Here is a 9,925-nt window from a genome sequence, read left to right as displayed (position 1 = left end):
AATCCAGTGTACTTATATTGAACGAAAAATTCAATATATACTAAAAATATAAACCCCGCCTTCCTCCCACAGTTAAAGCAGTGGGCTTCCGGCGGATGTTCTCGTGACCCACATCGCTCCTAAACTGACGCCGAACAAACTTCCGGCGATCCACAAGGAAAGCTTGGAATAAGCAAGCGCTCCTATCGCCAAGGCGATGCACATCATGATGCCGACATACAAAACTGCTTTTTTTGCCCCTTTGTTTCTCGTAATATAGCCGAAAAGAAAGGAACCTATAATGCTAGAAACGGTGGAAACTAAATATAAAAGGATAAATTCCCCCGCCGTAAACCCGGCAATGGCTTTGGCATAAACGGACATGATGGCAATCGTCGTCGCCACGGCATCATTTAAAAAGAAATAAGCAATCATGAATGTAAAAATGCTTTGATACTTTTTCATTTCTTTCAACGTCGCATAAATATCCCGATAGCCCGCAAAAAATCCGGCCTTTCGCTTTAGCGCAACGGCTTCTTCTTTGACAAAGAAAAAAAGCGGTAAAGAAAAAAGGAGAAACAAAAGGGCGCTTGGAATAAAAGCCCGGTAGTAATCGTTTTCGCCAACAAACGGATACACGGCAAGCCCGACAAGCGTTCCGACATATCCGACGGCAACGCCAAAACCGGAGATGAGCGGAATTTCCTGTTTATTCCCCAAACTCGAAATCATGGAATCGTAAAAAACAAGGCTCGAATGATAAAAAAATTTTGCTGCGACAAATAAAAGCACGGTGATGACAAAAGACACCGGCAATCCAAAAATGAAATTCCCATGATTCGAATATCCGGCAACGCCCATAAGCAAAGTCGCTACAACCGCAAGAACTGTAAATATCCCAAGCCATTTCTTTCTTCTCCCAGTCCGGTCAATCCATGTGCCGTATAAAGGAGAAAATACGACTAAAAAGAAAGAAGCTAACGCATTCGCATACGAAATAAATGTACTGGCTATCTGGTTCAAGCTCTCGCTTTTTCCCACCGTTTCTGAAACATAAAGCGGGAAAAAAATCGTATTCACATTCGAGGAAAAAATCGTATTCGCAAAATCATACAACGCCCACGATAAAACCGGCAAAGAAACATACAGTTTCCATCCCGGACGCCTTTTTGTTTCATGCAAAGGCAAGGCATCTTCTATCTTCTTCACTGCGCTCTCCCCCATTCTTTCGGTTATAAAACGGTCGGCAAATCACTTACTCTACTATATAGGTTACTTTACATATTTGATGATTTTGTTTAGTTTACGTAAATAAATCTTTATCTTTTTTGACGAAAGAACGACTCTTTGGCTTCCAAAAAAAATATGTTTTGAATTTTTATAATATACATAAAATTTTAACAAATTATGATACATTTGTGTATTATCATCGTTTCCCGCTAATGAATGGGAGAGAAAATTACTGTAATCACAATGATATAAAGAACACTAAATAAGACACGGACCCTAATACCTAATGAACGTGATTAAAACCAAGCGTTGGCAAAATAGTATTTCAGGACATCCGAGCGTGGCAAATCAATCGTCTGTTCTTCTCCGGTCACTAAGATGATGTGTTTGTTCAATAACTTCGGATTGCAATGCACAGACACGCAAGCAATCATTCCAGAGAATATTTTCCCTTAATAAGGAAACAAATATTAATAAAAGTTTCTTTTATTTCTTTTTTTTCTTTAGTTTCTTTAATCATTCTGATATAATGGAGGTGAGGAAGGGGTGAATAAAAAAATGACTACTCTTTTTCGAACAGCAGGAAATTCAAATGTTGATGAATATGAAAAAACGTCAACACTAAGTGAAAACGCCAGACGTTACTTGGAGCTAGTAAGACTTTCACTTGAACTGGAAAAACAAAAAGAGAAGATGTATCTAGCACTAAACGAACAAGAAAAAGAAGAAGTCCAGAACGTTCTTAGCCAAATAACGGAACCAACCATTCCAGAATATCTAACCGTTCGCGATGTCGCACTTCTTCTCGACGTCACACCACAAATGGTTCGCCGATATTGCGCAGAAGGAAAAATTGATGCGTACCAGCGCCTTGAAGGCAGTGGAAAATGGATCATTCCAACCGCACAGTTTCTCCATCATCCAAACTGGCCAGCATTTCTCCGAAAAAGACAAAAGATAAAAAATCAATCCATCAACATAGCGGAAAAGATGTTGGAATATTTAGGGGAAGAGGAGTAAAGAAGGAAAATATGGGGAACATAACAGAAACAAAAGTATATATGTTAGACACGAACGTATTCCGGTATAAGTCTAACCCACGTGCCCATAAAAGCTACAAAAAAGCAACAAAGCGTTTTTGGAGGAACGTTTTACAGGAATTTCGAAACGGAGAATCAGTCCTTTATATTCCTAAAGAAGTAATCCGGGAGTTAGAGGTGCAATCCTATACGCTCAGCGAAAAAGAAAATCAACGCATAGCACAACTACTAGAATTGATAGAAGAAACAGTCCCTGATCTCGCAACACCAGAGATAGAACATCAAATAAGAAAAATAACCGCCTACGTTCGTTCTGAGTACAAAAGTGATATCAATGCAGCAAGAGATATGGAATATGGGAGCGTATCTGACGCTCGAATATTATTGGCCGCCTGGCAATACGATTGCATTTTCGTTACGGCAAATATCAAAGATTTCATGCTGTATCCCCTTTTATTTCCTCAGAACGAAAGTAGGCTCTTTGATCTTTTGTCAGAAAATTATGTAATAATTGACCCAACTGTATATGAAAACATACATCGTGATCCAGTTTTTGCTGGTATGTTGCAAGATTTACATAACATGTTAGAACGATGAATCTCCCCTACCTACTTTCGATTCGTGGCAAATACATGCCCTCAACATAAAAACAAGAACAGAAAAAATATTGTGTGGATAGAGGAAATCCCCTTATTTCATCGCCAAGCGACAGGCCCTCACCAAAAAACGGAGCCCCACAAGCTCCGTTTTTCAACACTTTTTCCCCATCATTTTCGAGCGATGAGTAAACACCTCGATTTCATCCAATACACCGCTGCCTAAGACGACACCGAGTACAATTAAAATAAATCCGATCATTTGTGTATGGGAAATAGATTCTCCGAGGAATAAATAAGCTCCCAGCAAAGAAAACAAAGGATTCAAATTAATGAAAATCGCCGATTCCACCGCACCAATATGTTGAATCGCTTGGTTGTAAAACATATGGCCGAGCGCAGTGGCAAATACAGCGGAAGCAAGGAAGATCATCCATAGGGATGGCGTACCGCCTGCCAAGCTGGATAAGCCGTTCGGTTCCATCCACAAACTAATGAAAAATAAAAGCAAAGACCCAAACAACAACATCCACCCTGTCATCACACGCGCATCGACCGTTGCTTTTTTAATCATATTTTGGGCGGTGACAGGCACCAAACCCTCTGGTAGCGGGGCTATGCGGCACCGAGACCCGCATTGCGCACATCGTTTCCTTCCCCTCGCTAAATCCTCATATTTGCTAAATACCGCCTTACTGCTACATACCACTTTAAAAAAATGACAGAGGGGCAATCGATGGCTCTCTGTTAAACATCACAATCACACCCTTATTTCAATTTTTCAATCTCTTCAATCGGCAGTTCGGTTAATTCGTGAATCGTTTGGATGTCGTACCCTTTTACCAACATCTTTTTCGCAATTTGTCGCTTTTCTTGTTGTAATCCTTTTTTTACACCCTCTTTTAATCCTTTTTGCTCATACGAAATTAACAATTCGAGCACTTGTTCTTTTTCTTTCGTTTCCATCTTGTTCACCTCGTTTCGTAATTGTTGTTCTTCTTCATCCGACAGTTGCACATATGTTTCGAAAAAGCCGATTAACAATCGTTGCTTTGCTTCGTCTAATTCCATGCGCACAAGCATGCGTAAAAATTGTTTTTTCAATTCAATTCGTTCACTTTCAGTATACCCCATTTTGCTTAACAGCGCAGCGGCGATCGGGTTGTCGTTGCGAATATAATGACGCCAGTTTTGTTTGCGCAGCTCGACGGTGAAAAAACGGAAGTGGAGTATGTTCCCAAATGGAAGTCGAAGCGTAAATGAAGATGGTTCGTCGCGGATGGCATCGTAGCTGAAGACGGTAATCGGAACGATGTTCGTGCGGTATTTTTCAAACAAGCGGCTGAAGTAAATAAACATACGCTCTGGAAACGATGGTTGAACGTAGCTTTGGTTTTCGATATGGACGATGATCAGCCCGTCTTCCCCTTTTAATTTCGTTTCGACTAACAGATCAACGCGGTATTTCTCCCCAGCGGTCACATCGGTGAACAGTTCTTCGGATAAAAAGGACAAATGGCGAAAGTCGATATGCTCGTACATGTCGGGGAAAAAGAGAAGAATAAACTCTTCAAAAAACGTTGTGATGAGCTCTTTAAACAAGCGGTCGTGATCGACGGCCATACATTTACCTCACCTCCAAAAATTTTACATACTTTTTCGACAAAACGAACCAAATTCCTGCTTGGGAATGAATTTTTTAAACAAAAGCAGAGAGCCAATCTATGACCCTCTGTTTCTACAAATCTCGACATATATCGGGGCGTGACAGGCACGCTGCACAATATAGACAACATCAGCATACGCGCCAATCACCTCGGACACTTTCCCCCACGACTGGCCGAGCGCCGCGCCGACGGAGATTAAAATCGTATTCCAAATGAGCGTCCCCAATACCGACAGCCAGACAAACAGCCAAAGATTCATCCTCGCCATGCCCGCGGGAATGGAAATCAAGCTGCGCACGAGCGGAATCATGCGGCCAAGAAACACCGCCCATACCCCGTAACGCTGAAACGTCCGATTCGCTTTATCAATATCTTCTGGCTTCACCCGCAGCCATCCGCCCCAGCGGTCAACGATCCGCTCAAGCCGCTCAACGGACAACAGCCGGCCGATCCCATACAGCACGATCGCCCCAACCAACGATCGATCCCGCTGTCGCTGCCACAATGACGCCTGGCACCGTCAAAGACGTGTACGTCGTCATAAATCCGCCAAACGGCAAAATGACTTCCGACGGAATCGGCGGGAAAATATTTTCAAGCGCGATCATCAAAAAAATACCGATATATCCGAATTGCTCCATAAAATCAGTGATCCAAGCCTGCATGCGTTCTTCCTCCATTCACTCGCCCTTCGCTTATGTAGGATGTTTATGCAGCGTCAATGCAATCCTTTCCCTATCTTAAAATTTTACATACTTTTTCGACAAAACGAACCAAATTCCTGCTTGGGAATCTTAACAGAAAACCGCCATTCCCCGCAAAACAAAAAGGCGCCCCGCTGTACTTTCGGGACACCTTTTTTCCACTTTTTTAAACCGCAGCTGGTTGGGACAGCACCTTTACAATCCGCTCAATCGCCCAGTCGAGCTCTTCTTTCGTAATAATGAGCGGCGGCGCAAAACGGATGACCGTTTCATGCGTCTCCTTGCAAAGCAGCCCTTGTTCTTTCAGCGCTTCGCAATACGGACGCGCCGGCACATGCAGCTCGACGCCGATAAACAAGCCGCGACCGCGGATTTCTTTAATGTCCTTGTTTTCGATTTGCTTTAACTTTGCCAAAAAATATTCGCCAAGCTCAAGCGACCGCTCCGCCAGCCGCTCTTCTTCGATCACCTCAAGCGCGGCGATCGACACCGCGCAAGCGAGCGGATTGCCGCCAAACGTCGACCCGTGCGAGCCCGGTTCAAACACCGACAAAATGTCGCGGTTGGCGACGACGCACGAAATCGGGAACACCCCGCCGCCCAATGCTTTCCCTAAAATATACATATCAGGCACAACATTTTCCCAGTCGCAAGCAAACAACTTCCCCGTCCGTCCTAGCCCGGTTTGGATTTCATCGGCGATGAACAACACGTTGTGTTCTTTGCACACGTCATAGGCCGCTTTTAAAAAGCCTTGCGGCGGGATGCGGATGCCGGCTTCCCCTTGGATTGGTTCGACAAGAAACGCCGCCGTATTTGGGGTCATCGCTGCATTGAGTGCTTCGATATCCCCGTACGGGATGATTTTCACCCCGGGCAAAAGCGGACCAAAACCGCGTTTATAAGCCGGTTCGGACGACAACGACACCGCGGCGAGCGTCCGGCCATGGAAATTGCCTTCACAAACGATGATTTCCGCCTGATTGTCAGGGACGCCTTTCACGTCATACGCCCAGCGGCGCGCCGCCTTGAGCGCCGTTTCTACCGCCTCGGCGCCGGTGTTCATCGGCAGCACCATCTCTTTTTTCGTCAGCCGGCACACTTTTTCGTACCATGGGCCGAGTTGGTCGTTATGGAAGGCGCGCGATGTGAGCGTGACGCGGTCAGCTTGCCGCTTCAACGCCTCCACAATTTTCGGATGACGATGTCCTTGGTTGACGGCCGAATAGGCGCTTAACATGTCCATATAGCGATTGCCCTCCGGGTCTTTCACCCATACCCCTTCCGCTTCGGAAACGACAATCGGCAATGGATGATAATTTCGCGCTCCGTATCGCTCCGTCTGTTCAATGAGCTGTTCGGACTTCGTAGCCATCATCAACCGCTCCTTTCCTTATCTGCGTTTCTTCGCTATAAAAGGGCGGACGCCGCCGCCCTTTTTTGGTTTAAAACATTTCCGACACCGTTTTCGCTTGCATATGGAGGATCAAATAGTCCGGGCCGCCCGCTTTCGAGTCAGTGCCTGACATGTTGAAGCCGCCAAACGGCTGATACCCGACGATCGCCCCTGTGCAGCCGCGGTTGAAGTACAAGTTGCCGACATGGAACTCGTGCCGCGCTTTTTCAAGATTCGCCCGATTGCGCGAGATGACGGCGCCCGTCAAGCCGTATTCCGTGTTGTTCGCGATCTCAAGCGCATGATCGAAATCGCGCGCTTTCGCAAACGCCACGACCGGTCCGAAAATTTCCTCCTGCATGATGCGCGCGTTCGGGTCGACATCCGCAAACACGGTCGGCTGGATGAAGAACCCTTTCGAGTCGTCTCCTTCCCCGCCGGTCATGAGACGACCTTCCTGCTTGCCGATTTCGATATACTCCATAATTTTGTTGTACGCCCCTTGGTCGATGACAGGCCCCATAAACGTCGCTTGCTCCGCCGGATCGCCGACGTTGAGCTGCTTCGTCAGCTCGACAACGCGATTCAACACTTGGTCATACACATCTTCGACGATGATCGCGCGCGAGCACGCCGAACATTTTTGCCCAGAGTAGCCAAACGCCGACGCGACAATCGATTGCGCCGCCAGTTCGAGGTCCGCTTCTTTATCGACAATGATGCCGTCTTTGCCGCCCATTTCCGCGATGACGCGCTTTAGCCAAATTTGCCCCGGATGCACTTTCGCCGCCCGCTCATAAATGCGGATGCCGACATCCCGCGATCCGGTGAAGCTGATAAATCGTGTGCGCGGATGGTCGACGAGATAATCTCCGACTTCAGCCCCGCTGCCCGGGATATAGTTCAATACACCAGCCGGAAGCCCCGCTTCTTCCAACACTTCCACAAATTTATACGCCACCACCGGCGTTGCGCTCGCCGGTTTCAGCAGCACCGTATTGCCCGTCACAAGCGAAGCGACCGTTGTCCCCGCCATAATAGCAAACGGGAAGTTCCACGGTGAAATGACGACGCCGACGCCAAGCGGGATATAGAAAAAGCGGTTCGTTTCCCCCGGACGGCTTTCGACCGGAATGCCGTCTTTCAACTTCAACATTTGCCGGCCGTAATATTCCATAAAGTCAATCGCTTCCGCGGTATCGGCGTCCGCTTCGCGCCACGGTTTGCCTGCTTCTTTCACCAGCCAAGCGGAAAACTCGTGCTTGCGCCGGCGCACGATCGCCGCCGCCCGGAACAAAATATCGGCCCGCGCTTCCGGGCTCGTCCGGCTCCAAGTGCGAAACGCCTCATCAGCGGTTTTCATCGCCCGCTCCGCCAGCTCTTTGTTCGCTTTCGCCACCCGGCCGACCACTTCCGTTTTGTTCGCCGGATTGATCGAAATGATTTTGTCTTCCGTCATCACCCGCTCGCCGCCGATCACAAGCGGATAATCGCGCCCAAGCTCCGATTCCACTTTTTTGAGCGCCGCTAAAAACGCCTCACGGTTTGCTTCTACGGTAAAGTCGGTGAGCGGTTCGTGTCTGTACGGCTGCACCATTTGGTCATCCTCCTTTTAAAGGCAAAAAAATTTTTCGTTATAAAACGGTTTCATAGTTATATTATGCAAATGATTATGGCTTTTTTCAATTGTTTTTACTTGGCGGCCTTGAGCTCCCCTTCTTCTGCGGCTAGGGGCTGAACCCGTTTTTTCGCCACAAGGTGGTAGTACCCGTAGCAAGCGAGCAAAAACGGAATGCCGCAGTAAAGCGCGATCCGTTGATCTGGGATAAAGGCCAGTCCGATGATCGTCGCCATATTCAACGCAAACGCGGCCAGCGGCACGAACGGATACAACGGCGTCCTGTATTTCAGATCGCGCACATCGCCGCCTTCGCGCAAAAACGCTTTCCGGCCGAAATAGCTTGACAGCGCGATGGAAGCCCACACCGTGACGGCGCCAAATCCGGCGATCGCCGTCAGCCAGACGTACACCGTATCTTCCGCATACACGCTGCACAACAGAGACAAGCAGCCGATGGCAATGCTGGCAATAAGCGCATTGATGGGCACGCCGCGTTTCGATAGCTTGCTGAAAAACGGAGTGACCATGCCTTGGCGCGACATCGACCAGAGGACGCGCGATGTCGCATATAAGCCCGAGTTGGCCACCGACAGCACCGCGGTAATGATGACAAAATTCATGATATCGGCTGCATACGGAATGCCAATGTTGTCAAACACCTCAACAAACGGGCTTTCCACAACGCCGGCTTTCTCCCACGGAAACAAGCCAGCCAGCACAAAAATGGCCAAAATGAAGAAAATTAAAATGCGCCATATGGTGTTGCGCAGCGCAACCGGCACCGTTTTTTCCGGCTCGCGGCTTTCCCCCGCCGCCACGCCGACCAATTCCGTCCCTTGGAACGAAAAGTTCACGAGGATCATCGTCGTAAAGATGGCCCCAAACCCGTTTGGAAACAATCCGCCATGATCAGTAAAATTCGAGAAAAACGGAGCGGGCTGTCCATTTTTCATCTGAATGACGCCAAACATGGCCGCCAGACCGAGAACAATAAAGGCGATGACCGTCAACACCTTAATGCTCGAAAACCAAAACTCCACCTCGCCAAATCCTTTGACAGACAACGCATTGATCAAAAACAAGAGCAAAGCAAAGACGGCGCAAAACACCCACGTCGGTACATCGGGAAACCACCGCTTCATGAGGATGCTGACGGTGAGAAGCTCGATGCCGACTGTCACCGACCAGTTCAGCCATGACAGCCAGCCGATGCAATACCCTACCGCCGGCGAGATGAATTTTGTCGCATACGTCTGATACGACCCGGCATCAGGAATGCGGACGGCCAATTCTCCCAACGAAAGCATGGTCAAATACATGACCAATCCGCCAAAAAGATACGCAACGACAGCCCCGCCTGGCCCCGCCTCATGAATCGTATAACCCGATCCTAAAAACAAACCGGTGCCGATCACCCCACCTAGCGCGATCATAAATAAATGCCTGCTTTTTAGCTCTCGTTTCAGTTCTTGCGCGGGTTGCATCCGAAAACTCTCCCCTCTCTATGATCGATTTCGCAACCGCTTACATTTTGAGAAAGGGAACAGAACCTCTCTTACTGCAAATCTATTTGTCAATTTATAATAAACTATAACTTTTGTCTATTTTCAATATATTTAGCCAGCTATGAAGAGTATATTTCAAAGTTTTTCGTCAAAATAGGGATTTTCAAATTATCCACAGTTGGTAAAA

The 9,925-nt window shown here is 47.4% G+C and carries 8 protein-coding genes and 1 pseudogene; 2 read left to right on the top strand and 7 right to left on the bottom strand.

Annotation, left to right across the window (positions count from 1 at the left end; all coding sequences use genetic code 11):
- Window positions 1-72: 72 nt before the first annotated feature.
- Complete coding sequence (locus DCC82_RS03915) at window positions 73-1,179, bottom strand: MFS transporter (RefSeq protein WP_483299661.1); 1,107 nt, start codon at window positions 1,177-1,179, stop codon at window positions 73-75.
- Window positions 1,180-1,755: 576 nt separating this feature from the next.
- Between DCC82_RS03915 and DCC82_RS03910 the strand changes: the two genes are divergently transcribed.
- Together DCC82_RS03910 and DCC82_RS03905 are read left to right on the top strand one after the other, a co-directional pair.
- Entirely contained in the window at window positions 1,756-2,229 is a 474-nt protein-coding gene (locus DCC82_RS03910; RefSeq protein WP_015865233.1) for a helix-turn-helix domain-containing protein, read from the top strand.
- Between the two features lie 11 nt (window positions 2,230-2,240).
- A complete protein-coding gene (locus DCC82_RS03905; protein WP_015865234.1) occupies window positions 2,241-2,846 on the top strand; it encodes a DUF4411 family protein in 606 nt (201 codons plus the stop codon).
- Window positions 2,847-2,999: 153 nt separating this feature from the next.
- Here DCC82_RS03905 and DCC82_RS03900 read toward each other — a convergent pair whose 3' ends face one another.
- The 6 genes and pseudogenes from DCC82_RS03900 to DCC82_RS03875 all read right to left on the bottom strand — a co-directional run bounded on the left by DCC82_RS03900 (window position 3,000) and on the right by DCC82_RS03875 (window position 9,717).
- Window positions 3,000-3,464 carry a DMT family transporter gene (locus DCC82_RS03900; protein WP_286170465.1) on the bottom strand — a complete coding sequence of 155 codons (465 nt, stop codon included), beginning with the start codon at window positions 3,462-3,464 and terminating at the stop codon, window positions 3,000-3,002.
- A 149-nt stretch (window positions 3,465-3,613) separates the two neighbouring features.
- The gene (locus DCC82_RS03895; protein WP_097354059.1) at window positions 3,614-4,468 is read right to left on the bottom strand and encodes an Rpn family recombination-promoting nuclease/putative transposase; all 855 of its coding nucleotides are present in this window, start codon (window positions 4,466-4,468) and stop codon (window positions 3,614-3,616) included.
- Between the two features lie 99 nt (window positions 4,469-4,567).
- A pseudogene (locus DCC82_RS03890) lies at window positions 4,568-5,177 on the bottom strand (DedA family protein).
- A 205-nt stretch (window positions 5,178-5,382) separates the two neighbouring features.
- Window positions 5,383-6,591: an ornithine--oxo-acid transaminase gene (locus tag DCC82_RS03885; RefSeq protein WP_097354058.1), complete on the bottom strand. Its 1,209-nt coding sequence runs from the start codon at window positions 6,589-6,591 to the stop codon at window positions 5,383-5,385.
- Window positions 6,592-6,661: 70 nt separating this feature from the next.
- Window positions 6,662-8,209 (bottom strand): L-glutamate gamma-semialdehyde dehydrogenase, encoded by a 1,548-nt coding sequence (gene pruA, locus DCC82_RS03880; protein WP_097354057.1) that lies wholly within the window; start codon window positions 8,207-8,209, stop codon window positions 6,662-6,664.
- A gap of 95 nt (window positions 8,210-8,304) precedes the next feature.
- On the bottom strand, window positions 8,305-9,717 hold the full coding sequence (locus DCC82_RS03875) for an amino acid permease (protein ID WP_097354056.1): 1,413 nt from the start codon (window positions 9,715-9,717) through the stop codon (window positions 8,305-8,307).
- Window positions 9,718-9,925: the final 208 nt, after the last annotated feature.

This window comes from Geobacillus sp. LYN3 (assembly GCF_003064505.1).
Lineage (GTDB): Bacteria > Bacillota > Bacilli > Bacillales > Anoxybacillaceae > Parageobacillus_B > Parageobacillus_B toebii.
This window is presented reverse-complemented; position numbering and strand designations above follow the sequence as displayed.